Annotated in this window: 24 protein-coding genes; 6 read left to right on the top strand and 18 right to left on the bottom strand. The window is 61.0% G+C overall.

Translation table 11 applies throughout. The features are described 5' to 3' along the window. Positions 1–221: 221 nt before the first annotated feature. The 6 genes from ACIQUH_RS22460 to ACIQUH_RS22435 all read right to left on the bottom strand — a co-directional run bounded on the left by ACIQUH_RS22460 (position 222) and on the right by ACIQUH_RS22435 (position 6,522). Positions 222–977 (bottom strand): aspartate/glutamate racemase family protein, encoded by a 756-nt coding sequence (locus ACIQUH_RS22460; protein ID WP_400819142.1) that lies wholly within the window; start codon positions 975–977, stop codon positions 222–224. Positions 978–988: 11 nt separating this feature from the next. Next, positions 989–1,807 (bottom strand): ABC transporter permease, encoded by an 819-nt coding sequence (locus ACIQUH_RS22455; protein WP_400819139.1) that lies wholly within the window; start codon positions 1,805–1,807, stop codon positions 989–991. Between the two features lie 4 nt (positions 1,808–1,811). Further along, entirely contained in the window at positions 1,812–2,723 is a 912-nt protein-coding gene (locus tag ACIQUH_RS22450; protein ID WP_400819137.1) for an ABC transporter permease, read from the bottom strand. A 230-nt stretch (positions 2,724–2,953) separates the two neighbouring features. Beyond that, positions 2,954–4,243 carry a PotD/PotF family extracellular solute-binding protein gene (locus ACIQUH_RS22445; RefSeq protein WP_080796270.1) on the bottom strand — a complete coding sequence of 430 codons (1,290 nt, stop codon included), beginning with the start codon at positions 4,241–4,243 and terminating at the stop codon, positions 2,954–2,956. A gap of 30 nt (positions 4,244–4,273) precedes the next feature. Beyond that, on the bottom strand, positions 4,274–5,359 hold the full coding sequence (locus tag ACIQUH_RS22440; RefSeq protein WP_400819135.1) for an ABC transporter ATP-binding protein: 1,086 nt from the start codon (positions 5,357–5,359) through the stop codon (positions 4,274–4,276). A 182-nt stretch (positions 5,360–5,541) separates the two neighbouring features. Then, positions 5,542–6,522 carry a 3'-5' exonuclease gene (locus ACIQUH_RS22435; RefSeq protein ID WP_400819133.1) on the bottom strand — a complete coding sequence of 327 codons (981 nt, stop codon included), beginning with the start codon at positions 6,520–6,522 and terminating at the stop codon, positions 5,542–5,544. 190 nt (positions 6,523–6,712) lie between these two features. Here ACIQUH_RS22435 and ACIQUH_RS22430 point away from each other — a divergent pair, with 190 nt between their 5' ends. After that, entirely contained in the window at positions 6,713–7,615 is a 903-nt protein-coding gene (locus ACIQUH_RS22430; protein WP_400819130.1) for a hypothetical protein, read from the top strand. 36 nt (positions 7,616–7,651) lie between these two features. On the opposite strand, the gene ACIQUH_RS22425 is transcribed toward ACIQUH_RS22430, so the two are convergent. The 3 genes from ACIQUH_RS22425 to ACIQUH_RS22415 all read right to left on the bottom strand — a co-directional run bounded on the left by ACIQUH_RS22425 (position 7,652) and on the right by ACIQUH_RS22415 (position 11,269). Then, positions 7,652–8,065, bottom strand: a complete 414-nt coding sequence (locus ACIQUH_RS22425) for a hypothetical protein (protein ID WP_400819127.1) — start codon at positions 8,063–8,065, stop codon at positions 7,652–7,654. A 162-nt stretch (positions 8,066–8,227) separates the two neighbouring features. Beyond that, the gene (locus tag ACIQUH_RS22420) at positions 8,228–9,121 is read right to left on the bottom strand and encodes a transglycosylase SLT domain-containing protein (RefSeq protein ID WP_400819125.1); all 894 of its coding nucleotides are present in this window, start codon (positions 9,119–9,121) and stop codon (positions 8,228–8,230) included. A gap of 363 nt (positions 9,122–9,484) precedes the next feature. Then, a complete protein-coding gene (locus ACIQUH_RS22415; RefSeq protein ID WP_400819122.1) occupies positions 9,485–11,269 on the bottom strand; it encodes a methyl-accepting chemotaxis protein in 1,785 nt (594 codons plus the stop codon). 274 nt (positions 11,270–11,543) lie between these two features. Between ACIQUH_RS22415 and ACIQUH_RS22410 the strand changes: the two genes are divergently transcribed. The 5 genes from ACIQUH_RS22410 to ACIQUH_RS22390 all read left to right on the top strand — a co-directional run bounded on the left by ACIQUH_RS22410 (position 11,544) and on the right by ACIQUH_RS22390 (position 16,639). Next, complete coding sequence (locus ACIQUH_RS22410; RefSeq protein ID WP_400819120.1) at positions 11,544–12,017, top strand: VOC family protein; 474 nt, start codon at positions 11,544–11,546, stop codon at positions 12,015–12,017. Positions 12,018–12,277: 260 nt separating this feature from the next. Further along, entirely contained in the window at positions 12,278–13,621 is a 1,344-nt protein-coding gene (locus tag ACIQUH_RS22405) for an extracellular solute-binding protein (RefSeq protein ID WP_400819117.1), read from the top strand. Positions 13,622–13,703: 82 nt separating this feature from the next. After that, positions 13,704–14,594, top strand: a complete 891-nt coding sequence (locus ACIQUH_RS22400) for a carbohydrate ABC transporter permease (RefSeq protein ID WP_400819115.1) — start codon at positions 13,704–13,706, stop codon at positions 14,592–14,594. Between the two features lie 7 nt (positions 14,595–14,601). After that, a complete protein-coding gene (locus ACIQUH_RS22395; RefSeq protein WP_400819112.1) occupies positions 14,602–15,486 on the top strand; it encodes an ABC transporter permease subunit in 885 nt (294 codons plus the stop codon). A 31-nt stretch (positions 15,487–15,517) separates the two neighbouring features. Further along, the gene (locus ACIQUH_RS22390) at positions 15,518–16,639 is read left to right on the top strand and encodes a sn-glycerol-3-phosphate import ATP-binding protein UgpC (RefSeq protein ID WP_400819110.1); all 1,122 of its coding nucleotides are present in this window, start codon (positions 15,518–15,520) and stop codon (positions 16,637–16,639) included. A 118-nt stretch (positions 16,640–16,757) separates the two neighbouring features. On the opposite strand, the gene ACIQUH_RS22385 is transcribed toward ACIQUH_RS22390, so the two are convergent. Genes ACIQUH_RS22385 through ACIQUH_RS22345 form a run of 9 tightly spaced genes read right to left on the bottom strand, consistent with a single transcriptional unit; the run spans position 16,758 to position 26,250 of the window. Then, the gene (locus ACIQUH_RS22385; RefSeq protein WP_400819107.1) at positions 16,758–17,705 is read right to left on the bottom strand and encodes a LysR family transcriptional regulator; all 948 of its coding nucleotides are present in this window, start codon (positions 17,703–17,705) and stop codon (positions 16,758–16,760) included. 49 nt (positions 17,706–17,754) lie between these two features. Next, a complete protein-coding gene (locus ACIQUH_RS22380; RefSeq protein WP_400819105.1) occupies positions 17,755–19,263 on the bottom strand; it encodes a carboxylesterase/lipase family protein in 1,509 nt (502 codons plus the stop codon). Position 19,264: 1 nt separating this feature from the next. Continuing rightward, a complete protein-coding gene (locus tag ACIQUH_RS22375; RefSeq protein ID WP_400819102.1) occupies positions 19,265–20,053 on the bottom strand; it encodes an ABC transporter permease in 789 nt (262 codons plus the stop codon). An 8-nt stretch (positions 20,054–20,061) separates the two neighbouring features. Next, positions 20,062–20,937, bottom strand: a complete 876-nt coding sequence (locus tag ACIQUH_RS22370) for an ABC transporter permease (RefSeq protein WP_059757192.1) — start codon at positions 20,935–20,937, stop codon at positions 20,062–20,064. After that, positions 20,937–21,992: an ABC transporter ATP-binding protein gene (locus ACIQUH_RS22365; protein WP_400819100.1), complete on the bottom strand. Its 1,056-nt coding sequence runs from the start codon at positions 21,990–21,992 to the stop codon at positions 20,937–20,939. The genes ACIQUH_RS22370 and ACIQUH_RS22365 overlap by 1 nt, the downstream gene beginning before the upstream one ends. Before the next feature lie 20 nt (positions 21,993–22,012). Beyond that, positions 22,013–23,086, bottom strand: coding sequence for an ABC transporter substrate-binding protein (locus tag ACIQUH_RS22360; RefSeq protein WP_400819098.1), 1,074 nt, complete (start codon positions 23,084–23,086; stop codon positions 22,013–22,015). Positions 23,087–23,115: 29 nt separating this feature from the next. Continuing rightward, on the bottom strand, positions 23,116–24,117 hold the full coding sequence (locus ACIQUH_RS22355) for a dipeptidase (RefSeq protein ID WP_400819096.1): 1,002 nt from the start codon (positions 24,115–24,117) through the stop codon (positions 23,116–23,118). Beyond that, positions 24,114–24,758: a 2-hydroxychromene-2-carboxylate isomerase gene (locus tag ACIQUH_RS22350; RefSeq protein WP_400819094.1), complete on the bottom strand. Its 645-nt coding sequence runs from the start codon at positions 24,756–24,758 to the stop codon at positions 24,114–24,116. The genes ACIQUH_RS22355 and ACIQUH_RS22350 overlap by 4 nt, the downstream gene beginning before the upstream one ends. Beyond that, positions 24,751–26,250, bottom strand: a complete 1,500-nt coding sequence (locus tag ACIQUH_RS22345; RefSeq protein WP_400819091.1) for a SidA/IucD/PvdA family monooxygenase — start codon at positions 26,248–26,250, stop codon at positions 24,751–24,753. Before ACIQUH_RS22345 ends, ACIQUH_RS22350 begins: the two co-directional genes overlap by 8 nt. Positions 26,251–26,567: the final 317 nt, after the last annotated feature.

Here is a 26,567-nt window from a genome sequence, read left to right as displayed (position 1 = left end):
AAAGAACTCCCTGCGTGCAACGGCCATTCGTCAACACATATCGGCTTCAAAACGGTTCCGGTATCAGATACCATTATGACAGGGATATGAAGGGGCTGACCGCACCCGCCGCCGGAAAGTTAGGGCTCGCCCGGGTTCGAAATGCCGAACATCCAGCGCGAGCTGGCCTATCGGCTGACATTCCTCAGCTGGTGGGCGGGGATCGTGAAAGCCTCACGCTTTCAGTCTCCCGCCAACCCCGAGAGCCTGTCCGGCCGGAATGCCTCCAGCAATCCGTGATAGGGCTTGGCAAGCGGCGTGGCATAAGCGCCGCGCTTTGCGGTCGACAGGCCCATGGAGACCAGCGATTCCGCCTGCTTGACGGCGGCTGCGACGCCATCGACAACCGGCACGCCGAATTCATCGCGCAGTTCGGCGGCAAGGTCCGCCATGCCGGCGCAGCCGAGCACGATCGCCTCCGCCCGGTCCTCTTTCAGGGCGAGCGCGATCTCTTCGCGCAGCCTTTCGCGGGCATTCGAGCCGGGATCTTCCAGCGACAGGACCGGAATATCGGCGGCGCGTACATTGCAGCGGGCGGACATGCCATAACGATGGACAAGATGTTCCAGCGGCAGCCGCGAGCGTTCCATCGTCGTGACGATGGTGAATTTCTGCGCGATGAAGGCGGCGGCGGAGACCGCCGCCTCGCAGATGCCGATAACGGGAATATCGGCCAGAGCACGGGCCGCATCGAGGCCGGTATCGTCGAAACAGGCGATGACCGCCGCGTCGGCTCCAAGCGCCGGGGCCTTTGCAAGTTCCAGCAGGAGGCCGGGCACGGCGAAAACCTCGTCGTAATAACCTTCGATGGAGACAGGCCCCATGGAAGAGGTGACGGCCACTATCTCCGTATCGCGGCCGGCTATCCGCGTCGCGGCGTCGGCGATGGTCGCGGTCATGGATTGCGTGGTGTTGGGATTGATGACGAGAATGCGCATTGTACGTTTCTTTATCCGCGTAAATGGCGGCGATTGAGCGTGACGATCAGGCCGAGCGTGGCCGCGATCACCAGGAAGGAAAACAGGGTTGTAACAGCACCGAGCGCATAAAGCACCGGCGTCGTGACATTGGTGGTCATGCCGTAAATTTCCAGCGGCAGCGTGTTGTAGGTACCCGACGTCATCAATGTACGGGCGAACTCGTCATAAGAAAGCGTGAAGCCGAAGAGACCGACGCCGATCAGGCTCGGCGCGATCATCGGCAGCACCACATGGGCGAAGGTCTGCCAGGAGGATGCCCCGAGATCGCGGGCCGCTTCTTCATAGGACGGCGAAAAACGGTTGAAGACGGCGAGCATGATCAGCACGCCAAAAGGCAGCGTCCAGGTGAGGTGTGCGCCGAAAGCTGATGTATACCATGAAGGTTCAAGTCCAAGCTGCTGGAAAAGAACACCAATACCAAGCGATATGATGATCGACGGCACCACCAGGCTGGCGACCGACAGGTAGAACAACGGCGTCGCGCCGATGAATTTGCGCCGGAAGGCCAAGCCTGCCAGCAGCGAGACGAGCACGGTGACGGCCATGACCATCAGGCCAAGACCGAAGGACCGGCGGAAGGAACCGCCGAAATCGCCGACGGCCTGCTGTTCGAAGAGATTGCCGAACCAGTGCAGCGAAACGCCGTTCAGCGGGAAGGTCAGGCCGCCATTCGGCCCCTGAAAGGCAAGGATGAGGATGGCCGACAGCGGGCCATACAGAAACAGCACGAAGAGGGCGAAAAAGAAGGCGAGAATATAGAATTCGCGGCCGCGTTTTTCCTGATGCATGGGACTAGAGCTCCTTGCGGATATCGACGATGCGCAGAATGCCCGCGACCATCAGAAGAACGAGGATGAGCAGGATGACGGCATTGGCGGCGGCGGCCGGATATTGCAGCAGCGACATCTGGTTCTTCATCATCAGCGCCACCGAGGCGCTCTGGCCGCCGGACATGACCTGAACCGTGGAGAAATCGGCCATGACCAGCGTCACGACGAAAATGCTGCCGATGGCCATGCCGGGTTTGGCGAGCGGGATGATGACGTTGCTGAGCGTTTGCCAGCCCGTGGCACCGGCGTCCCGCGCCGCCTCGATCAGCGATTTGTCGATGCGCATCAGCGTATTGAAGATCGGCGTGACCATGAACAGCGTATAGAGATGCACCATGGCCAGAACCACGGCGAAATCGGAATAAAGCAGCCATTCGATCGGTTCGGGAATGATGCCGGTGCCGACCAGCGCACCGTTGATCAGGCCATTTCGCCCGAGGACGGGAATCCATGAGATCATGCGAATGATGTTCGACGTCAGGAAGGGCACGGTGCAGACAAGAAAAAGCACCATCTGCATCGTCGTGGTGCGGATGTGGAAGGCAAGGAAATAAGCCACCCAGAAACCGCAGAACAGCGTGATGGCCCAGACCATGGCGGCATATTTCAAGGTGTTGAGATAGGTCTGCCAGGTGACCCAGGAGCCTAACGTTTCGCTGTAGTTAAACGTCACGAAATCCGGATACATCTGGGCGAAATCGTAGTCCCAGAAGCTGACGACGGCGATCATCAGGATCGGCAGAGCCAAGAAAAAGCCGAGGATCAGCAAAAGCGGCGCGGCCTGCACATAGGAGACGAGCTTTTGCGGCAGCGCGAAGCTGCGGGGCGGCCTGTCCTTTTTGTCGCTGACGCCGATGAGTCTGACCGTCACCATGGTGGAGCCTTTCGCTGGATTTGCAGAAGCCCGGCGGCAAGGGCCGCCGGATAGCGTGTTGACAGGTCCTCCACACTCTCCACGTCATCCTCGGGCTTGACCAGAGGATCCAGGGCCACACCCGGTTGTGGATCCTCGGGTCAAGCCCGAGGATGACGGAGAGAGGTTTCGGCACCTTTGTCAGGCACCTGACCGGCGGCCCTCGCCGCCGGCGTCGTCCTTGAAAAGCACTAAGCCGCGATGAATTCGTTCCAGCGGCGGACCATGTAGCGGTCTTCGTCCATGACGGAGTTCCAGCACGCCACTTTGCCCATGCGTTCCTCGAAGGAGCCGCCGTCGCGCACGGCACCGGCCTTTTCCATGACCTTGCCGTCGGGCGCGATGATGTCACCCTCAGCCGGCTTGCCTTCGACCCAGTAACCCCACTCGTCGGCGGTCATGTGCTCCTTGGCCGTTTCCATGGCGGCGGAATAATAGCCCTGACGGTTGAGGTAAGCGCCGACCCAGCCGGAGGTATACCAGTTGATATATTCATAGGCCGCATCGAGCTTGGCGCCGGACAGGTGCTTCGCAAGGCCAAGACCGCCGCCCCAGGAGCGGTAGCCTTCCTTCAGCGGCTGGTATTTGCAGGCAATGCCCTTGGAACGGACCGCCGCGACGGCGGGCGACCACATGGACTGGATGATGACTTCGCCGGATGCCATGAGGTTGACGCTTTCATCGAAGCTCTTCCAGAAGGCACGAAACTGGCCATCCTTCTTGGCCTTGATGAGGAAGTCGATGGTCTTGTCGATCTCCTCCTTGGTCATGTTGCCCTTGTCGGCATATTTGATGTTGCCCATGGCTTCCATGATCATCGCCGCATCCATGATGCCGATGGAGGGGATGTTGAGGATCGAGGTCTTGCCCTTGAACTTGGGATCCATGATATCGGCCCAGCTGGTGATATCGCGGCCGACGAGATCGGGGCGGATGCCGAGCGTATCGGCATTGTAGATGGTCGGAACCATGGTGAAATAATCGGTCTCACCCTTGGCGAAGGTCTTGTCGCCGGGTTTTTCGACGAAACCGACGGTGTGCGGCGCGGTGCCCTGCGCCACCACACTGTCCGGCTTCAGCTTGCCGTTTTTGAACAGCGGTACGATCTTGTCGTAATATTTGAGCTTCTTGATTTCCATCGGCTGGATGACGCCTGCCGGATAGACCTTCTTCAGGATCCAGTATTCGATATCGGCGATGTCGTAGGAATTCGGCTGGGTGACGGCGCGCTGGGCGGCGGCATCGGAATCCGTCGCCGTCATTTCCAGCGTGATGCCGAGATCGGCCTTGCACTTTTCGGCAATGGCATTGAGGTTCGAGACGCCGGTGCCGAACTGGCGGATGGTGATGGGGTTCTGCGCCCAGATGGTCGGGAAGCCGGTGATGAGGCCGGAGCCGATTGCCGCACCCGTGGCGGCAGCGCCCGCCTTCAGGAGGCCGCGGCGGGACAGGCCCTTCTTGCTGTTGGTGGTATCGGTCATTTCAAAGTTCTCCTCTGGTTATTTTTGGGGTCACTTCTCTACCCGGCCGAGCACGATGGCATCGGCCGCATTCCATGAAAGCGGTATGGCGTCGCCGGCCTTGACCGGATTTTCGAAGAAGGCGGCATCGCTGAGGATGACGTTGAAATCCTCGATGCCCGCGCCTGTCACGGCGATCTTCACGCTCGCGCCGCGATATTCGACATTCGAGACGATGCCGGTGAAACCGAGACCCGGCTGCTCCGCCTCGCCGACACGGACGCGGTCGGTACGCACGGCGATATCGACCGCGCCGTCCTCCGGGGCCATGCCGCTTGCGGTGAACGTGCCGCCTCCCGCCACTTCCAGCGTGACGAGATCGCCGGCCTTTTCCCGGTAACGGCCGGAAATGACATTGTGGTCGCCCATGAATCTGGCGACGAAAGCGGTTGCCGGGCGCTCGAACACCTCACGCGGGGTGGCTGACTGTTCAATGCGGCCGTCATTCATGACGACGATGATATCGGCCAGCGCCATCGCCTCTTCCTGGCTATGGGTGACGTGCACGAAGGTGATGCCGAGCGAGGTCTGCAGCTTCTTCAGCTCGGCGCGCATGCGGATCTTGAGGAACGGGTCCAGCGCCGAAAGCGGCTCATCCAGCAGCAGCGCCTCGGGATCGGTGATGAGTGCGCGCGCCAGCGCCACGCGCTGCTGCTGCCCGCCGGAAAGCTGGGCCGGACGTCTGGTGGCATAGGGTTCGAGCTGCATCAGCCGCAGCATTTCGAGCGCCTTGGCCCGGCGGGTTTCCTTGTCCACACCCTTCATCTTGAGGCTGAAGGCGACATTGTCGACGAGATCGAGATGCGGAAACAGCGCGTAGGACTGGAACATCATCGCCGTGCCGCGCCGGGCGGGCGGCAGATCGGTCACCACCGTATTGCCGAGCCTGATATCACCGCTGGAGATGCTCTCGTGGCCGGCGATCATCCTGAGCGTCGAAGTCTTGCCGCAGCCCGACGGGCCGAGCAGGCAGCAATAGCTCCCGGCCGGGATCTTGAGGCTTATCGCATGCACGGCGGTGGTATTGCCGTAAATCTTGGATACGGAAGCGATGTCGATTGCTGCGGCTTTGCTCATAAACACTCTCCTGCGACGTCTTTGTCATGCAGGAGCCGTGCCAATTGGCTTAGCCTTTGATGTAAAATGATATTTTTTTGCGCTCCGGAAACCCGTGCGCGGACCTGCCCAATTTTACATCGATTGTTTTCGATTCATTGTAGAAATTGTATGCAATCTGAAAATCCGGGGTCGGGCGCGTTTTAACCGGCCTTGAACCGGTCAAAGGCCGTGAGATATTTGACCATCGGATCGGCATCCCAACGGTAAATTTCGGTCCGCAGGAAATGCAGTTCCTCTTCGAGTTTCTCCTCCGGCAGTTCCACCCACCAGGATTTCGGCCGCCCGTCGGAACCATCCGACCAGCGGTAAGCCCGCTTTTTCAGATGATCCTTCATATCGAACGGGCTGTTTTCCGCATAGATGCGCACCCTTGACCGCTGGCTCGCCTCGCGGAGTTCGGCAAAGGGCGTACCCTCATGACCGGGGCGTGTCTGTTCCAGCACCTCCAGCAGCGCGAAACAATCGTCCACCGCGCGATGGCCGTCGTGGAAATAGCCGGATTGCCCGATCAGGTAGCCAAGCTTGTTGCCCTCGAAACCCCGCGCCCGCCAGTCAATTTCTGAAACGGAACAGGCCCAGGCCTTGTCATGGAAGATGGGTGAGAAGGCCTCGCAAAAGGGACGGTCGAAGCCGGCATTATGGGCGATGATCAGATCGGCCCCGGCGATCAGAGGGGTCAGCCGGGCCATATCTATCGCCTGCCCCGCAACCATCTCATCGGTTATCCCCGTCAGACGGGTGATTTCTTCCGGAATGGCGATGGCCGGCTGCCGCAACCCGCCATAGATGCCGGTCACATCGCCGATCACACCCTGATCGTCGAATGTGAAGGTGATGACGCCGATTTCGATGATCTCGTCGGTGCGATGATTGAGCCCCGTCGTTTCCGTATCGAGGATCACACCCCGGCGGGAAAATTCCGGTCTCGGCCGGTCAACCACCGCGCGCGGCTGCAGCCTGCGCAGAACGCGATAATTGCCGGTCGCTTCCAGATGGCCGGCGAGCGCCTCGTCATCCATGCCGATCTTGGGCGTGGCCTCGCGGCCAGCCGATTTTCGCCCTCTTTCAGCCTGCGGAAGCCGCGCTGCCGCGGAAGCGAAAAAATCCAACTGGGAGGTCATTATGCGCCTGTCCGCCTTGCCCGGAAATCGAGATTCAGTACTGCAACATATGCGCAGAGGCTCACGGGAACAACAGCGCTCACTCTCATCCACAGAAACGGCATATCTCACGGGGTACAGTTGAGGGTTGCGGCTTCAATTTACGATGGTAAAAAAGCGCACCGTTCCCGTGTTCCAGGAGAGAAGAAGAATGCCGCTTCCATCGCCTTCCAACCCGAAAACGCTCGCTGACCAGAGCCGGCTGAAGCTGTTTCCGCTGCAAAGCGGGCCACATTTTTCCGATGCAGGCCTCACCAACGGCGCGAGCGGCATTGTCTTTACGGGCTATACACGCGATGCCAGCGTGGACAATGAGGCCTTCTCCTGCTGCGGCAGCTACACGCTGCGCAATTCCGTCCATGCCGCCATTGCCGGCACGACCAGCGACAATTGCACCGTCTTTGCCCTGAAGAGCATCATCAACCAGCGCCCGTGCCTCGCGGTCGGGAAGTTCGACCCGGATGGCAAGCCATTGGCATTGTCGAAGTCGGAATTCGAAGAGGTCACCAGACCGCTGTTCCAGTTCGCGGACAAGGTTTCGCCAATCCTCGGCAGCGAACCGGCGCCCGGCATTCAGATTCGCAGCGGCGACGCCTCCTATAATTATCAGGTGGATGCGCGCAGCGGCCGCTTCCGCTTCACCTATAAGGACGCCATGAACGGCGGACGTTTCGGACCTTCGGCCGACGGCAATTTTTCCCTCGAACATGACGGCCATCGCCTCGCCAGAATAAGTGCCGGCGGCAGCTATAGCAGTTCTGACAATTCGATTGCCGCCTCGGCCTATCGCGACATCGATTCCCGCGGTTTCGAGACGACGGTGCGCAGCGGCCAGGCCTCCGCCATGTTCGGAAGGACCTACACGGAAAATGCCATTACCCGCAAAATCGGCGTCGGTTACGGCAACACCTCGTTCCGGCGCGAGGATACGCCGGGTGGAACGATCAAGGAAAGCCTTGGGCACAAGGTGGACAAGGTCACGCTTGAAGTATCCCGCACGCGCGACCGGGCAAAGGGCACCGAATATATGCTGACCATCAAGATGGAGCTTTGAGGCGTTCCGCAATCCGGCCGGTCGCAGCAGCGTTTCTCAGGAAGCCGGGCGATTGAGCAGGTTTTCGCAATTGGCCGGATTGCCGATGATTTCGCTCGTCCTGATGGTGGAAGCGGCATCCGCGGTGATCTTGACGATGCAGTCGCGGCGATGTTCCTTGATCTTCATGCCCTCGGTTTCCGAAACCCGCGCCTGCCCGTCGACGGTCTTGATTTCGCGCCTGTTGCTGAGGCCGGCATAGGTCTCCACATCGACTTTCAGCCAGTAGGATTCGGTTTCGCCGTTTTCGATGATGACCTTGTTCGGGCGGCCAAGCCGGGCGATTGCGGCCTCGCGCGGTTGCCCCACGAAACCTGCGACCGTGCGGGAAATCTCCGTCTCTCCCGTGCCGGTACACGCCGCGACAACGACCAGCACAGCCGCCAGACATCCGGTTTCAAGCCATCTCATTTCCAGATCATTCCCTAAAAACGCCGCCGGCTCCGGTCATCGGCCACCGCCCGGGACAATCTAGGCACGATCCTTTTGCACCGAAAGATGGCGCGGCCCAAAAGCCGATCAACTTGTCATGATCGGCCTCCCCGCGGAAGATCACGCCAACATGCGCGACCACTACCTGTTGCGGAACACCGTGCAGGGAACGCCGGCCCGCCGGATATCGCCACAAAGCGTATTGGCTTCGGCTCTCGTTTCGCGGCCGATGCGGGCGGCATAACGCGGGCGCGAACCGAAATTTCCACCCCGCTGCCGCACGATCAGAGCCCGCTCGGCATTGAGCGGCTCCGACAATTGGCCGATCGCGCGGGTGAAAAGCCGGTTCGCCACCGCCGGATTATAATGCGCGGCAAGCTGCACGCCCCAGGGCGCCCAGTCTGCAGACGAGAGGAGGACGGGATCGTTCATGGTGCGGGTATCGGCCAGGCGTATGCAGGCATCGAGGAAGGAACGGCTGTCATCCAGCGCCGGAGCCGCCTTTTCCGGCGGATTGTCCTTCCAGTTTTCGACCGGATAACCGGTGATCGCAAACACATAATCCCGGGTTTCGGTCGGCAGGCGGCCGTTGGCGATGAAGTTGCGCAGGCCCGCCTCGCCCGCATTGTAAGCTGCGGCGGCAAGGCCGAAATTGCCGAACTGCGCGTTCAATTCGGAGAGATAACGCGAAGACGCCTCAAGGGCGGCGATGATGTTGAAACTGTCCTCGAGACCGCGCAGCCGCGCCGTTCCCGGCATGAACTGGGCAATGCCCTCCGCCCCCTTCGGACTGACCGCATTGGGCCGGAACAGGCTTTCCCGCCAGATCAGCCGGGCGAAATAATCCGGCGGAACGGCATGGCGGGCGGCGAGAACCTCGATGGCATGGCAAAGATCGTTATTGTAGCTGCCGGCATTGATGCACAGATCCGGCGCGACATCATGGGTATAGGCGCAGGCGGTTTTTTCCCTGGCGGGCTCTTCGGCTTGCGCCGCCCCCAAGACTGCGATCAGCAGACACAGGGCAAGGGCCATGCGGCTTGTCGATATCCCTGCCAAGCGAAAGTCCCCGAAAACTCCGAACGCCGATTATCGGCCAATCGGGAGGATATGCCCAGCTTTCCGGCTTGTCATCAGGTATCGAACCTCGAATGGACTGACGCCATCGGAGGGGCGAGGACGGCGGGCAGCCCCTTTCAAGTCAGTAATGGAGGGTCAACATTCTCTCGACGTCATCCTCGGCCCTGTGCCGAGGATGACGTCGAATAAAATCGATCGGTTGCAGATCCTCGGGACAGGCCCGAGGATGACGTCGGTGTGACTGCTCGAATTGTCTTCCCATCTGACGACGCTATTCTTCTTTGGTGTCCGGTTCGGCATTCAGGGCGACTGCAGCGTTTAGAAGTCCTGCCACTCCTCATGCCTGACGGCAACCGCAGCGGAACCGCGCGTCGCAAGCGGGCGGGATACGCTGCGATGCGAGGTCGCCGGCGCGGATTGCTGCTCGAAGCCACCGCGCGCGGAGGCGGAAGATCGCGGCGCATCCTCGAACCTGAATTGGCCGAGAAGCTCGAACAGGGCCGCCGCTTCCCGCGCAAGGCTGTGGCTTGCGGCGGTCTGCTCCTCCACCATGGCGGCATTCTGCTGGGTACCCTGATCGACGGTGTTGACCGCCTGATTGATTTCCGCAAGCGCCGTGGATTGCTCGCGCGCGGCATCGACAATCGCCACGACATTGGTGTTGATATCCCGCACCTGCTCGGCGATTTCCTGCAGGGCCGAGCCAGCCCGGGTGACGAGGCCGACGCCGTTTTCCACCTGCGCGCCGGAGGCGTTGATCAGGCTCTTGATCTCCTTGGCGGCGGTTGCCGAACGCTGCGCGAGTTCGCGCACCTCCTGAGCAACCACGGCAAAACCCTTGCCCGCCTCGCCCGCGCGGGCGGCTTCCACACCGGCATTGAGCGCCAGAAGATTGGTCTGGAACGCGATTTCGTCGATCACGCCGATGATGTTGGAAATCTCGCGCGATGATTTTTCGATCTGATCCATGGCGCCGATCGCATCGCGCACCACCTGGCCCGAATGTTCCGCATGGTCACGGGCGCGGGCGACGATCTTGCCGGCCTCTTCGGCGCGGCGGCTTGAATCGTTGACGGCGGTGGTGATTTCTTCGAGCGCGGCGGCCGTTTCCTCGATGGAGGCGGCCTGCTGCTCCGTGCGCTTGGCGAGATCATCGGCGGCAGATCGGATCTCGTTGGAACCGGACGAAATGGCGCCGGCATTTTCAGACACCAGTGTCATGGCCCTTTTGAGCTTCTCCGAAGCCGCGTTGAAATCCGTGCGCAATCTCTCAAGCGAGGGGATGAACGGTTTGTCGATGCTCTGCGCCAGATCGCCCTCAGCCAAATCGGTAAGGCATTGCGCCAGCTTTTCGACGTTTTCGACGCGGCCGGTCACGTCGGTGGCGAATTTGACGACCTTGAATACCTTGCCGTTGAGATCGAAGATCGGGTTATAGGACGCCTGAATGAAGACCTTGCGGCCACCCTTGCCAAGCCGCATGAACTCGTCCGCCACGAGATCGCCGCCAGCCAGCCTTGCCCAGAACTGCTTATATTGCGGCGACTGCGTATAGGCCGGTTCGCAGAACATGGAATGGTGCCTGCCCTGCACTTCCGAAAGCGAATATCCCAGCGCCGCCAGAAAATTCTCGTTGGCGGTCAGAACCTCGCCATCCGGGGAGAATTCAATGATCGCCTGCGCCCGTGACAGGGCGTCGATCTTGCCCGCATCTTCCGCCGCCTTCAGCTTGCGATCGGTGATATCGGTGGCGATCTTGACCACTTTCACCGGCTTGCCGCGACGAAACACCGGATTGTAGGACGCCTCGATCCACACTTCCCGACCGCCTTTGCCGATGCGCTTATATTGCCGCTGATCGAACTGGCCGGACGAAAGCTTGGACCAGAAGGCCTTGTAATCCTGCGAGGACACGACCGCGGGCTCGACGAACATGCTGTGGTGCCTGCCGACGATCTCCGAAAGCTCATAACCGAGCGCCCGACAGAAATTCTCATTGGCGGTGAGAATTTTTCCCGAAAGGTCGAATTCTATGATGGCCTGGGATTTGGAAAGCGCGGCGAGAACCGCAAAGGCATTGGCACCACGATCAAGAATACTCACGCGCGTTTCTCCGGTGAAAAGGGATGATTCCTATTCAAAATCATTCGTGAATATTATCATTACAGTATTAAATAATATTTAAGGATAAAGTTGATGTTCGTCATCTGAAGTTGCAGATACCGTGGCAGTGTGTTGCCTGCCGGTTTTCCCTCGCCGCCGTTTTTCGGGAACGTTCAGGCCCTTGGTCGCATTCTATACCGAGTGGGGGAATGGCAATGGCCGGCGCGTTTACGTGCCGGCGCGACGACGAGTTCAATTTGGGAGGAAAACGCAAATGGAAAAGAACACGATCTGTATCTGGTACGACAAGGATGCCGAGGCCGCGGCCAGATTTTATGCCGAAACCTTTCCCGATAGCGCAGTGACCGGCGTTCACCACGCGCCGAGCGACTATCCTTCCGGCAAGAAGGGAGACGTGCTGACGGTGCAGTTCACCGTCGCAGGCGTTCCCTGCATCGGCCTCAATGGCGGACCGGTCTTCAAACAGAGCGAGGCTTTCTCGTTCCAGATATCGACCGAAGACCAGGAGGAAACCGACCGTTACTGGAACGCCATCGTCGGCAATGGCGGTGAAGAAAGCGCCTGCGGCTGGTGCAAGGACAGATGGGGCGTTTCCTGGCAGATCACGCCGCGCGTGCTGATGGAGGCCATGGCCGCCGGTGGCGCTGAGGCCAAGCGCGCCTTCGATGCGATGATGGACATGAAGAAAATCGACGTCGCCGCCATCGAGGCCGCACGTCGCGGTTGACTGGCAAAAGCTGTTCAGCAACAAGTAGCGACGTGGGACAAGAACAGTAAGAATTTGATAAATAATCTCAAATTCCGATTTTTCGCATTTGTCGCACTTTTTCCGCCGCGCAGAATGGGCTGCGCGGCCAGTCATCATAAAACGTTCAACAAACTGTAAGCCATCCGTCAAAGACGGCTGTTAGCAGAGCCCGTGGCTTCGTGCCGGGGACATGAGGTCCTTGCCGAGCAGGCCATCATTCCATCAACGGGGCTCAACTCATGAAATCTTCCGCTCTGACTTCCTTCGTGGCCGGCGTCGCCATCGCCGCCGCCTTTGGCGCCACGGCTGCCCAGGCAGAAAAGACCAAGTTCGAATTCTGGTACGGTCTTTCCGGCGATCTCGGCGACCGCGTCCAGGAAACCTGCAAGAAGTTCAACGATTCCCAGGCCGAATTCGAGATCGTCTGCACCTCGCAGAACGATTACGAATCCACCCTGCAGAACACCATTGCCGCCTATCGCGCCAAGAAGCAGCCCGCCATCACCCAGATTTATGACGCCGGCACGCTGGACATGATGCTGTCCAAGGCTTTTGTTCCCGCCAAGAAGCTGATGGCCGACAATGGCTACAAGATCGACTGGAACAATTATTTCCCCGGCATCGCCAATTATTACGCGACCGCCGCCGGCGAATTGAACTCCTTCCCCTACAATTCCTCCACCGCCGTCTTCTATTACAATGTCGATGCTTTCGAAAAAGCCGGCATCACCTTCAAGCCCGACACCTGGGAACAGGTCGAAGAGGCCGCCAAGAAGCTGAAGACCGCCGGCTTCGAATGCCCGCTCGCCTTCAATTTCGACACCTGGATGCTGATGGAGCAGTTCTCCGCCATCCATAACCAGCCGATCGCCACCAAGGCCAACGGCTATCAGGGTCTCGACGCGGAACTTTCGATCAACAAGACCAAATTTGTCGACCACGTCAAATTCTTCAAGAAGATGCAGGACGAGAAGCTGTTCGTCGTCAAGACCAAGCAGCTCGGCATGGACATCCTGCCGTCCTTCACCTCGCAGACCTGCCAGATGTTCATGTCCTCGATCGCCAGCCATGGCACCGTCGGCAAGGGCATGCCTGAGGGCGTGAAGTGGGACGTCGCCATGCTGCCGATCTGGAAGGGCACCGAACGTCACAACTCGCTGGTGGGCGGCGCTTCGCTGTGGGTTCTCGCCGGTCGTCCGGACGCCGAATATAAGGGTGCAGCCGCATTCCTCAACTTCATCGCCCAGCCTGACATGGTTGAATGGTGGTCGACCGTCACCGGCTACATCCCGGTCACCAAGACCGGCTTCGACGCCATGAAGGCCAATGGTTTTTACGACAAGGCTCCCTATAAGGGCCGCGAAAAGGCCATCGAAAGCCTGACCTTCACGCCGCCTTCCGAATACACCCGCGGTATCCGCCTCGGCGGTTTCACGCAGATCCGCAAGGAAGTCGCCACCTCGCTCGAAGCCATCTTCATGCAGAACGCCGATATCCAGGCCGAACTCGACAAGGCCGTCGAGCGCTCCAACACCGGTCTGCGCCGCTTCGAAAAGACCTATGAAGGCGCCAAGCTGAACTAAGCGCGCTTTCATTGCTGTCATAAGGCCTGTCCGGACAGTCTCCGGGCAGGCCCGCCGAAATCTCGAACCCCGCCGGACTCCAATGGAAAAACGTACCGTCTTCAAAAGCACGTGGCTGCCTGTGCTCTTCGCCCTGCCGCAGTTCCTGCTGATCCTTCTGTTCTTCTATTGGCCGGTTGCGGCGGTGCTGAACTGGGCATTCACCCTGGAGCCGCCTTTTGGCGGCCCGGCGGAATTTGTCGGTCTCTCCAATTTCGTGGAAACCTTCGGCGATCCGCTTTATTGGCAATCGATCCTCACCAGCCTGATCTTTGCTGTCGCCGGGCCGTTTTTTGCGATCCTCATCGGCCTCGTGCTCGCCCTTGCGGTCGATCGCCAGCTTCCCGGCTCCGGCTTTTTCCGCGTGCTTTATATCCTCCCCTATGCCATTGCCGGCCCCGCCGCCGGCATGGCCTTCCGCTTCATCCTGTCGCCGGAACGCGGCCTCGCCGCCTCGCTGAATTCCTGGTGGCCCGACATCTGGAACCCGGCCAAATACGGCGAACACGCGCTCATCCTCGTCATCGTCATCTTCATCTGGAAATGGGCGGGTTATACCTTCATCTTCCTGTTCGCCGGCCTGCAATCCGTGCCGCGTTCGCTGACGGAGGCCGCCGCCATGGACGGCTCCGGCCCCATTCGCCGCGCCATCGACATCCAGGTGCCGCTGCTTGCGCCCACCCTGTTCTTCCTGACCGTCATCATGATGACCGAGGGTTTCGTCGGCGCCGATACGTTCGGCATCGTCGCCTCCACCACCGAAGGCGGCCCCAACCACGCCACCGAAGTGATGGTCTACCGCATCGTCAGCGAAGCCTTCGAGGGGCTGAACTATTCCGGCGCCTCGGCGCAGAGCCTCGTCCTCATCGGCCTCATCATGGTCTTCACCTTCATCCAGTTCCGCTTTGTCGAGCGGCAAGTCCACTACAAGTGAGGCGGCCATGATCCAGCGCACTCCCTATGCCGACGCCCTGACCTACGCGATCATGGTGGCCGGCTTCTTCCTGCTCATCGGCCCCTTCATCGTCGTCATTTCCGGCGCCAGCCAGAGCGTCCAGCAGGTCAACAGCGTCCCCTTCAACTTCATGCCGCAGGGCGAATTCTTCACCAATGCCGAGGCTGCCTGGCAACGCGCCAATCTCGGCAGCGCCCTCCTCAACAGCCTGATCATGGCGACGCTGGTGACGATCGGCAAGGTGGCCCTTTCGGCCTTTACCGCCTTTGCCATCGTATTCTTCCGCTCGCCGCTCAGGCATCTGTTCTTCTGGACGGTATTCATCACCCTGATGCTGCCGCTCGAGGTTCGCGTGGTCCCGACCTATTCGGTGGCCGCCGATCTGTTCCAGCCGTTCCGCTCCATTCTCGGCCTGTTCGGCATCGAGGTCACGCTCGAATGGAACCTCCTGAACTCCTATGCCGGCCTCACTTTGCCGCTGATAGCGACGGCCACCGGCACGTTTCTCTACCGGCAGTTCTTCATGACGATCCCGGACGAGCTGGCGGAGGCCGCCCGCATGGACGGTTCGGGCGCGGCGCGTTTCTTCGTGGACATGCTGCTGCCGCTGTCACGCACCAACATGCTGGCGCTCACCACCATCATGTTCGTTTATGCCTGGAACCAGTATCTTTGGCCGCTGCTGATGGTCACCGATCCGTCCTACAAGACGGTGATGATGTCGCTGAGGGCGCTTCTGCCCGCCGATGACGGCACGCCGGACTGGAACGTCACGCTGGCCGGTTCCCTCATCATCATCCTGCCGCCGCTTCTCGTCGTGGCCTTCCTGCAACGCTGGTTCGTCCGCGGTCTCGTCTCGTCCGACAAGTGACAGCGCGGCTCTCAACAACAAGGTTTTTATCATGGCTCAGATCGATATTCGTCAGGTCCGCAAATCCTATGGCAAGACGCCGACCCTGCACGGCGTGGACCTCTCTTTCGACTCCGGCGAATTCGTCGTCATCCTCGGCCCATCAGGCTGCGGCAAATCCACGCTTTTACGCATGATCGCCGGCCTGGAGGACATCACCTCGGGCGAGATCGCCATTGGCGGGCGCGTGGTCAATGCGCTGGAACCGCGTGAGCGCGGCTGCGCCATGGTGTTCCAGAATTATGCGCTTTATCCGCATATGTCGGTGGCCGGCAATATCGGCTATGCGCTGAAGGTCGCCGGTGTTCCCAAGGCCGAGCGCCAGCGCCGCGTCGAGGAAACCGCAAAGATCGTCGGCCTTTCCGACTATCTGGAGCGCAAGCCCGCGGCCCTTTCCGGCGGCCAGCGCCAGCGTGTCGCCATGGCCCGCGCCATCATCCGCGAACCTGCCGTGTTTCTTTTCGATGAGCCGCTCTCCAACCTCGACGCCAAGCTGCGCGTGACCATGCGCGCCGAAATCCGCAAGCTGCACCAGCGCCTCTCCGCCACCTCCATCTTCGTCACCCACGATCAGGTTGAAGCCATGACGCTGGCCGACCGGCTGGTGGTGATGAACAAGGGTAATGTCGAGCAGGTCGGCCATCCGCTGGATATCTATCACCGTCCCGCCAGCACCTTCGTCGCGTCCTTCATCGGCTCGCCCGCCATGAACCTGTTCAACACAAGGGTGGAGGTGGAATCCGCTACCGTGATGCTCGCCGGCACGCCGGTCAAACTTTTCCCCGAAACCGCGCTGGAACTGCGCGGCCGCGACGTGACGGTCGGCATCCGCCCGGAACAGTGCGTCGTCAGCACGGATGGCGCCGGCGTGCCGGCGATCGTGGATTTCGTCGAGGAACTGGGTTCGGGCCGCATCGTGCATGCCGATATCGCTGGCGAGACCTTCTCCGCCGCCATCGGTGAGGATCTCTCGGTCAAACCCGGCCAGCGCATCCATCTGGACCTCCCCACCGCCCACCTCCATTTCTTCGATCCGGCCACCGGCAAGCGGATCGAAACGGAGGGCGCCGTCGAAACCACCCGTACCGGCAACGAGAAATTGCTGGCGGTTTAGCGGCCGTGCAAGACGTCTCCGGTGCGGCCACCAATATGGTCCGTCCGCACCGGAACCGGGAACACTATATCCCCGGTGTCAGGCAGTCGGTCCGATCATAGAAATAAGATTAGGAAATTCAGTCAATATTCTGAATTTGCGATATTTTATCATAGACGGCCGCCTGCGGAATATCCGCCACCAGCCGCTTTGCTGTGGCCACCAGCTGTTCCACTTCGAAGATGACCGGCCGGCCGGCAGCCGTGACCAGCCCCCACTGGAACGGGATGTGGAACGAGAGCGGTATGACGCGGACACCCTCCACCGGCAGACCCCAGAGCGTGATCGATTCGACGATTGCGACACCGAGACCCATGCGCGCCAGCGAAAGCGAAACATAGGTCGCATTGCTGTCGATCACGGAGGAAAGGTCGACACCGAGGCCGGAAAGCACGTCATTGATCCGCATACGCAGGCGGAAGGGGTTTACCGAAGCGATAAGCCGGTTTCCGGCAAGATCTTCGGCGGAGATGACCGCCTTCCGGGCCAGCGGATGATCCTCCGCCACCACGGCCACGCAGGGCACTTCCCCCAGCCAGTGAATGTCGACACCGGGATTGTCGAGCGGAAGGCTGACGGCGCCGAGATCAGCCGTGCCCGCCATCACCGCCTGCACGACATTTTCCGAAGAAATGCTCTGGAGATGCACGTGATCGGGAAACCGGTCGGCCGGCAGGGCCGCGAGCGCCCGTGGCAGGAGACTTGCAGCGATCGCCGGAATGGAGGCGACCTCGATAGCCGTGCGGCGCGCGGCCTGAATGCGCCTTGCGCTTTCGCTGATGGTTCTGAGGCCGCCAAGAAACAGTTCCGCCTGCGCGAAAAAGGCCACCCCCTTTTCGGTGGGCGTGATGCGGGGGCCATTGCGATGCAGCAGCGCGAAGCCGATCTCGCCCTCCAGATCCTGAATGAGGCGCGTCACGACGGGTTGCGACTTGCCCAGCGCCTTGGCCGCGCCGGTGATGCTGCCGATCGAAACCACGGCCACGAAAGCCTCGAGCTGCCGCGTATCGAGATAGTCAGACGCCATTTTCCACTCCGCCCCGAGACATGTGCTTTTTCCTGAACCTCAGCAAGCGCTATACCGGCCCGTGATCCACATGACCAGCCGGGCGCCAAAGCGCCTCGCGCCCGTCGAAGGGATCGGGCACGACGTCAAATCCGGCCGGCCCTGCCCATAGAACCCCTGGGTTTTCGGCCTGATAAAGCGGCCAGTCGCCATTCGGCGCGGCCGGTCGGCCATCCCTGATGAACGAAGCCCACAGATCGTGGATCGCGCCGGCGAAGATCGCTTCCGTCACCCGCTGTCTTTCCGGCAATTCGTGGCTGTTTGCGCCATCGCGATACCAGACAAAGCCGACTTCCGCCCCGTGCGGCGCGCCCAGTTCATCGGCCTCCAGCGGGCCGTAGAGATATTTATAGACCGGGTTGCGGCGGGCCTGCAGCCTTGCAAAACGGATCGCCGGAAGCTGGAAGACCAGATCGCCGGCAACCGCGCGCCAGATGCCGCGCGGGCTGTGGCTCGGCAGAGCCCTGCGATAACGCTCGACAATAAGGGAGCCGGTGAGGCCACGCGGCAGAACCCGCTCATGCAGCAATTCCGCGCAGAGCGCGAAATCCATCTCCGGCTGCGCCGTCGCATGGGTCACATATTCTCCCGTCGTGCAGCCGATCATCATCGGCACGGCGGCGGTGCGGCCTTCGCGCGCGGCAGTTTCGGGATGTTCCGGCAGGCTTACCCCATCCATGACGGGAACGAAGGGCACGCCGAGCATCGAGGCTGCGCCGTCACGGGCAAAATCATGCTGCTCATAGGACTGGTTGCAGAGATCGCGCTGGATTTCGAGCAGCCGGTGCATGGGCAGGGCCGCCAGCAAAGTCTCATCGGCATTGGCGGCGGCCACGAACCGGCGCGTCAGCTTCGCGGCATCATCCATCGAAGCGACACCCGTGCTTGCGCCGCTTTGTGGCATCGCCCGGTGGAAAAGCCCCCGCGCGCCCGGCATGGCCATCAGCGCCGCAACGGCAAAGCCACCCGCCGAACGCCCGGCCAGCGTCACCCGGTCCGGATCGCCCCCGAAGGCGGCAATATTGTCGCGCACCCATTCGAGTGCGGCGACAAGATCGAGCAGACCGCGATTGTCGGGCCTGCCTTCAAGATGGAGAAAACCCAGCGCGCCAAGCCGGTAATTAACCGTGACCTCAACGATGCCGCTTGCCGCAAAAGCGCCGCTCTGCAGCACCGGCTCATTGGCCGAACCGACCGCATAACCGCCGCCATGGATCCAGAACAGCACCGGCGCCCTGCCCGCGGGATCGGGCGTGCGGATATTGACGGTGAGGAAATCCTCGCCGAAGGCCAGTTTCGAGGTTGCGGCCGTGCCCACCGGGCCATAGGTCGGGATTTGCGGGCAGACGGGGCCAAGCCGGAGGGCGTCCCTTATGCCCTGCCATGGCAGGATGGGCTGCGGGGCTTCAAACCGGCGCTGCAACGTGACAGGCGCGGCATAGGGCACACCGAGAAAGGCGTGAATTCCCTTTTCCGTGATCCCCTGCAGCACGCCGGTCGCGATTTTCACCATCGTCATGTCACAGCACCTTGCGCAGCCCGATCAGCCGCTCGACCGCCACCACGACGATGACCGAAATCAGGATGAGGATAACGGACAGGGCGGCAATCTGCGGATCGGTGGAATATTCCAGATAATGATAGATTTCCGTCGGCAGCGTCGAGGATTTGACCGAGACGATGAAGAGCGAGATCGTCGCCTCATCGAAAGAAATCAGGAAGGCGATGACCGCACCGGCGATGAGGCCGGGCCGGACCAGCGGCAGGGTGATGCGCCACAGCACCATGGCCGGCGATGCGCCATGAACGCGCGCCGCCTCCTCGATACGGCGATCGACCGCCATCAGGCTCATGGTGATGGTGCGCACCGTATAGGGCGTGGTGATGCCGAGATGGGCGAGGAAAATGCCGGTATAGCTGTCGAGCAGGCCAAGCGGCCCAAGCACCAGCATCACACCGACCGCAAGCACGATATGCGGCACGAGGAAGGGGGCGAGGATGAGGAAATTGATCGCGCCCTTGCCGCGGAATTCGTGCCGCGACAGCGCCAGCGACAAAAGCAGCCCGGCAAGGATCGAGACGAAACCGACGAGCAGGCCAATGCCGAGGCTGCGCCAGAAGGCGCCGATGAATTTGGCATTGGCGAAAACCTTGGCATAGGAGCCGAAGGACAGGCTTTCCGGCGGAAAGGCCAGATATTGCCGCGTATCGAAAGAAATGATCAGGACGACGATGATCGGCGCCAGAAGAAACAGATAGAGCAGCGTCAGCAGAAGCGCGTGGGCGAAGCGTCCGAATTTTGCGTCCATGGCCGGCCTCACGTCTCAAGCGCGCGCATGGCGCGCTGATAAATCACGATCACGCTGCCGAACAGCACGAGCAGCAACACCGAAAGCGCCGCCGCCAGCGGCCAGTTCAGCGTCACCGTCGCTTCATTGTAAACCTCCGTGCCGATGACGAAGACGCGGCCGCCGCCCATCAGGCGCGGCGTGACGAAGGAGGAAATCGCCAGCACGAAAACGAGAAGCGCTGCTGTGAGAACGCCGGGCAGCGAAAGCGGCAGCACGATGCGGGTGAAGACGCGCAGGCGGTTAGCACCCAGCATGGCGGCGGCCTCCTCGAGCTGCGTGTTCAGCCGGCCAAAACCGCTCAGCATCGCCAGGATCGCATAGGGCATCAGGATTTCGATCAGTGCGACGGTGGCTCCGAAATAATTATTGGTCAGCCGGATGACGCCGTCCGTAAGCCCGGAGGATTGCAGCGCCGTATTGATGACGCCCCGGTCCCCCAGAATGACCATCCAGCCATAGGTGCGCACCACCGAGGAGGTGAGAAGTGGCGCAACGGCAAGTGCCGTCAGCACCCCGCGCCAGCGGCTTTGGGTGCGGGCCAGAAAAAGCGCGATGGGATAGGAAAGAACGACCGCGAAAATGGCGACATTCACGCCGAGATAAAGCGTGTTCCAGGCAATCTTCCAGTAAAACGGATCGAACAGCACGGTTCTGTAGGATTCGAGCGTCCAGTCGCCGCCGCGAAGGGCGGCCATGGACGAGGATGCGAAGGAGGCGCGCACCAACCAGATGAGCGGCAACAGAAACGTCGTTAGCAGTGCGACGAGGCCCGGCAGAAGCAGGAGAAGCAAAACGCCGCGATGCGACGTGCCGCCACCGGAAGCATGGCTTGCCGCCGCCATCAGGCCGCCTCCCCGATCAGCGTCACATCCTCCGGCGCAACTGATAACGTCACGCGCTCCCCCTTCGCCGGCAAGGCGGCGGCATGGGTGGGCAGATCGGCCTGAAGGCGATGATCGCCGGCGCGCACACCGAGCGTCAGCATCTGACCGCGATAGGTGACATGCTCGACGATGCCGGAAAAAGCATTGACTCCATCGCCAAGGAGAAAACGATGCGGGCGAACCAGAAACCGCGCTTGTCGGCCGACCGGGACAGCACCCGAGAAATGCAGGAAACCGAGACCGGGAATCTCGGCGCGTCCCGGCGCAACCACGGTGCCCGCAAGAAACGAGCCGGCGCCAATGAAGGAGGCGACGAAATCGGTTTTCGGCCTATCGAAAATCTCGCGCGGCGTGCCGATCTGCTCCAGCCGGCCTTCGGACATGACGGCGAGCCGGTCGGCCATGGACAGGGCTTCGTCCTGATCATGGGTGACGAAAATGCTGGTGACGCCGGTGCGGTTCTGGATATCGCGGATTTCATCGCGCATCTCGTCGCGCAGCTTGGCATCGAGATTGGAAAGCGGCTCATCGAACAGCAGCAAAGCGGGTTCGATGACGAGAGAGCGGGCAATCGCCGCCCGCTGCTGCTGGCCGCCGGAAAGCTGGGAGACACGCCTTTCGCCGAAACCGGAAAGCTTGACCAGATCGAGCGCTTTCGCCACCCGCTCCTTGCGCTCGGACTTAGCGATACCGCGCATTTCCAGCCCAAAGGCGATGTTTTCTGCGACATTCATATGCGGGAACAGGGCATAGGCCTGAAACACCATGCCCATATTGCGCCTGTGGACCGGGATTGCAGAAATATCGCGACCGTCCAGCCGGATTTCACCCGATGTTACCGGAATGAGGCCAGCGATCATGCGCAGGATCGTCGTCTTGCCGCAGCCGGAAGGCCCCAGCAGCGCCAGCATTTCCCCGCGCGGCAGGGAAAGGCTGACGTGATCCACGGAGGGCTTGAGGGCGCCCGGATAGGTCTTCACGAGATTGTCGATCTCGACATGATGATCGGCCATGACGTCCTCTGCTTCCTGTCTCAATTCGCCGCGATGACCTCGCGGTTGATCCGCTGTATCCACGCCGAATATTTGTCCGCCACGAAGTTCCAGTCGAGGGAAGACTGCGCGGCCTGGGCTTCCTTGCTGCCATAGATGCGGGCAGCGACGGGTTCGCTCAGGGAAACCTTGCTGTTGACCGGACCGTAGAAGCTCTTTTCAGCGAAGGTCGCCTGCGCCTCGGCGCTCAGCGCATAGTTGACGAAGAGTTCGGCGGCCTCCTTATTGGCGGAGCCTTCGACCAGACCGATCGTGTTCGTCTGGCCGATGGAGCCTTCCTTCGGCAGGGCAATGCCGATCTTGCCGCCCTGCGTGTCGTGCAGATATTGCGCGCGGCCGTTCCAGCAAATGGAAAGATCGACTTCGCCGCTCTGCACCACCGCATAACAATCCGGCGCAGGTTCGAAGGTCGAGACGCTCGGCGCAACCTCCTTCAGGAAATCGATGGCCGGATCGATGGAGGTCTTGTAGTCGCCGCCCTTCAGCTTGGTGAGGATCGGCAGGAGGATGACGCCGCGCGTATCGGAAAGCTTGGCGGCGATCTTTCCCTTGTATTTCGGATCGGCAAGATCGGCCCAGCTTGTCGGCGGCTCCTTCACCGCGTCGGTATTGTAGAGAATGGCGAGATTGTCCTGCGAGAAGGCGACGGCGCGGTCACCGTCGATGCGCGCCCATTCCGGCTGTTCGGCAAGGTTCGGCACCTTGGCGGCGTCGAGCTTCGTGAACAGCTCTTCCTTGTTCGCCTTGATCGCCACCGAAACGTCGATCAGGGCGACGTCGACCTTCGGCTCGGCGCGCTGAAGGGTGAGAAGCGCCAGCGTTTCGGCCGAATTCTTGCTCTGCTGATAATTCACCTCGATGCCCGGATGTTTGGCCTTGAAGGCGTCGATGATGAATTTCTGATAGTTATCCGCAAAGACGCCGGAGAAACCGACGATGTTGACGGTGCCCTTCGTCGCATCCTGTGCGAAGACGGTACCCGAGAGCGATGCGATCCCGGCGGCAACGATGCCGACGACGAGAGCGGCCTTGCGGCGCTGATGAGCATTTTTCATTTCAATTGCCTCCGTTGTTTTTGATATTGTCAGTTTGCGGGCCGCCAGGCGGCATCCAGCACACGCAGCCAGTTCTGGCCGAGAAGTTTGAGGACGAGCGTTTCGCTCCAGCCGCGCGCCAGCATGCGGGCGGTGATGTTGGGCACCTCGCCGATGCGCTCGATGCCCTTCGGCTTGGAAATCTTGACGGTCGCGAATTCCGTCAGCGTGCGGGCCGTGCCCTTGTCGCGGTTGGCCCAGAGCTGCCAGGGGCCGGGGCGCGGCCGATCCTGCGAAAAATCCGTGCCGATGCCGACGTGATCTTCGCCGACGAGATCGATGACATAGGCCATGGCATCGAGATAATCCTCCACCGTCGCATCGTTTCCGGCGGCAAGGCCCGGCGCAAAAAGGCTGATGCCGATGATGCCGCCCTTTTCCGCGCAGGCCTTGAAGAGTTCATCCGGCTTGTTGCGCTTCACGTCGCGCAGCGCCCGCGGCAGCACATGCGAGATGCAGACCGGCGCTTGCGAGCGGGCGATGACATCCGCCGTGGTTCTGTCGCCAACATGGCTCAGATCGCAGAGCACGCCGACGCGGTTCATCTCCGCCAGCACCTCGCGGCCGAAGCCGGTCAGGCCGCTGTCGTTTTCTTCGAGGTAACCGGCACCGGAATAATTCTGGGTATTGTAGGTCAATTGCATGATGCCGACGCCGAGATCCTTGAAAATCTCGACGTAATCCAGCTTGTCCTCGAGCGGCGAGGTGTTCTGCCAGCCGATGATGATGCCGGTCCTGTTTTCGGCCTTGGCCGCATGAATATCGGCAACCGTGCGCACCGGGCGGATCAGGTCGTCGTTTTCCCGCAGGAAACGCTTCCATTCGCTGACATAACCGATGCCCTCGCGGAAGTTTTCCCAGATCACGCTGGAGACATTGACGGCGGTAAGGCCGCCGGCGCGCATGTCCTCGAATATCGACCTGCTCCACTGGCAGGTTTGCAGACCGTCGATGACGATGGCGTCATTATGGAGTTTTGCGGCATCGGTCATGCGGATGTCCTCACTGCGGATGATGAAATTTGATGTTTCAGGGCAGCGAGCGCGCGGCTCACGAATTCCAGACGGTCCTGCCCCCAGAAGAGTTCGCCATTCACCACATAAGTGGGCGTTCCAAAAATCCCGAGGCGTTCGGCTTCGGCGAGATTTCCCTGCCATTCCGCCACGATGTCTTGCCGTTGCGGATCGCGCACGAGGGCCGCGCCTTCCGAGCCGAGAACCGCCTGCGCGATGGCCCGGAGCGTCTCGAGATCGGCAATGTCACGCTCTTCGCTCCACAAGGCGCGCTGGATGGCGAAGGACAGGCTGATCGCATCGAGCCCGGCCTTCTGCGCAGCGATGATGAGCTGGGCAGCGCGTTCGATGGTGGCGCAGGGATAGAATTTCGGCGTCAGGTTGAGCGGCATGTCGAGATATCGACGCCACCGGTCCAGTTCCACGGCATGATAGCTCTGCCGGGCATCCGGGCGGCTGCGCAGCGGAATTCCGCCATTGGCCTCGATGATGCGGATGGGCCGCAGCACGATTGCGGCGCCATGTGTGCGGGCGACTTCGACGGCCCGTGGTGCGCCGAAATAAGCCCATGGCGAAGAAATGCCGTAAAATATCTCCAGTTTCAGCGCTGCTTCAGCCATTGGCATGCTCCTTGATCCTGTCCTGCGCGTCCGCATCGCGCCATTCCTCGCCGGTGATTTCAGCGGCGTCGTGGTTCATGAAAGTATCGAAATGACGGGCGCGGTCTTCGACGAAGAGAGACCGCGCGATGCCCTGCGCCAGCCGCTCCGCCCCCGGGCTTATGGCCGGAATGCCGCTGGTGATTTTCCCGTGGGATGGGACTGCCGGATAGGCGAAGCAATGGATGCGGGAAATCGCCTCCGCCTCGGCGGCCGGAATATCCGGTTTGGGCAGAAACTCGAAGGCCGGCCCGAGATAGGGATAGGACCCCAGCGCGTCATTCTCCTGCCCGGCCGGCGGCTGATAGGCATCGCGCCAGAGCAGGACACGGTCGCTCAGCGCGGTAAATTCCGGCCGCCGGGCAAAATCGACATCGAAGCCGGTGGCGAAAATGATGAGATCGGCGAAATAACGCCCCTTCGGGGTCTCGATCCCCATCGCATCGCCCACTTCCGTCAGGGTGAGAACGGGACTGCCCAGATGGAAAAACGCATTGTCATGACGCGAGACACGAAGGACGCTGTGGCGCGGCGGCGGGATCTGTGTGCGCTCCGCCTCGACCATGAAGGCCCAGCGGTCGGCATCGGGCAGGCCGATATAGCCGTGGGTCATGCCGAGGCTGGCGATACCGCCGAATTTTTCGACCCGGGGAATATCGGGCCTGCGAATGAAAAGATCGACACGGGCGGCCCCCGCTTCCAGCGCTGCAGCCGCATTGTCCATGGCCGAAGCCCCGGCGCCGACCACCGCAACGCGCTTGCCGAGCAAGGCGCTCACATCGAATACGTCGCCGCTATGGCGCACGAAGCGGGCGGGAACCGTTTTCGCCACATCTGGCAGGCGCGGCGCACCGAGACCATCGAGCCCCGTCGCCAGGATCACCCGGCGCGCCAGAACCTTGGCTGGACCTTCCGGACCCAGAAAATCGAGAGCGAGCAGGCCATCCTCGCGCAAAACGAGACCGGCAAGTTCGGTATCATTGCTCACCGGCAGTGCCAGCACAGTGCGATACCAGACCATGTAGGCCATCCAGGCTTCACGCGGTATCAGCCCCATCTCCTCATAGGCACGCGCGCCGAACTGCGCCTCGAACCACGCGCGGAATGTCAGGGAGGGCACGCCGAGCGCCGGCCCGGCCAGTTCCTTGCGGGTGCGCAATGTCTCCATGCGCGCGCTGGTCACCCACGGGCCTTCCCGCCCGCTGGGCGCCCTGTCGAAAGCCCTGACATTGTCGATCCCGGCAAATGAAAGAGCGGCAAGCGCGGTCAGCCCGCAAAGCCCGGCACCGATGACGGCGACGTCAAGCACTTCAGAGTCGTTGAGAGAGGTGCGTGGCACCCACGGCTTTGCCGGTCGCTCAAGCAGGGCGAGTTCCCGCGCAAGCCTCGCCTCCAGCGCCGGCAAGCCGCCCGCACTCACAGACACTGCGTCGGTTTTGCGATCTTTCATCATGTTATTTCTGAATTAATGAGCGTTAAAAATTCTATTTAAGCATTATAAGAAACACAGAAGCGGAGATCCGGAAAGCAAAATTCTTCTAATCATTCACGGTTTTCGGCAAATTTTGGCGCGGAAGGCTGGAATTGAAGTTCGACCCTTCGGTTTCCCGCTCAACAGCGTCGAAACAAAGCTGCACAGGTGACGGGACATCGCCAAATGCAGGATTTCGGCAAAAATCTTTCGGTTCGTAAATCATAATCGGAATAGTCTTTGCCGCGTCGATGCCCCGGCGGGGATATCGTCGCCACCAGCATAGGCATGCCTGCGTC

Origin of the sequence: Agrobacterium sp. NPDC090283 (assembly GCF_044769685.1) — a bacterium.
In the GTDB taxonomy this organism is placed as follows: domain Bacteria; phylum Pseudomonadota; class Alphaproteobacteria; order Rhizobiales; family Rhizobiaceae; genus Agrobacterium.
The sequence above is the reverse complement of the archived record's forward strand: the minus strand, read 5'-3'. Positions and strand labels throughout refer to the sequence as shown.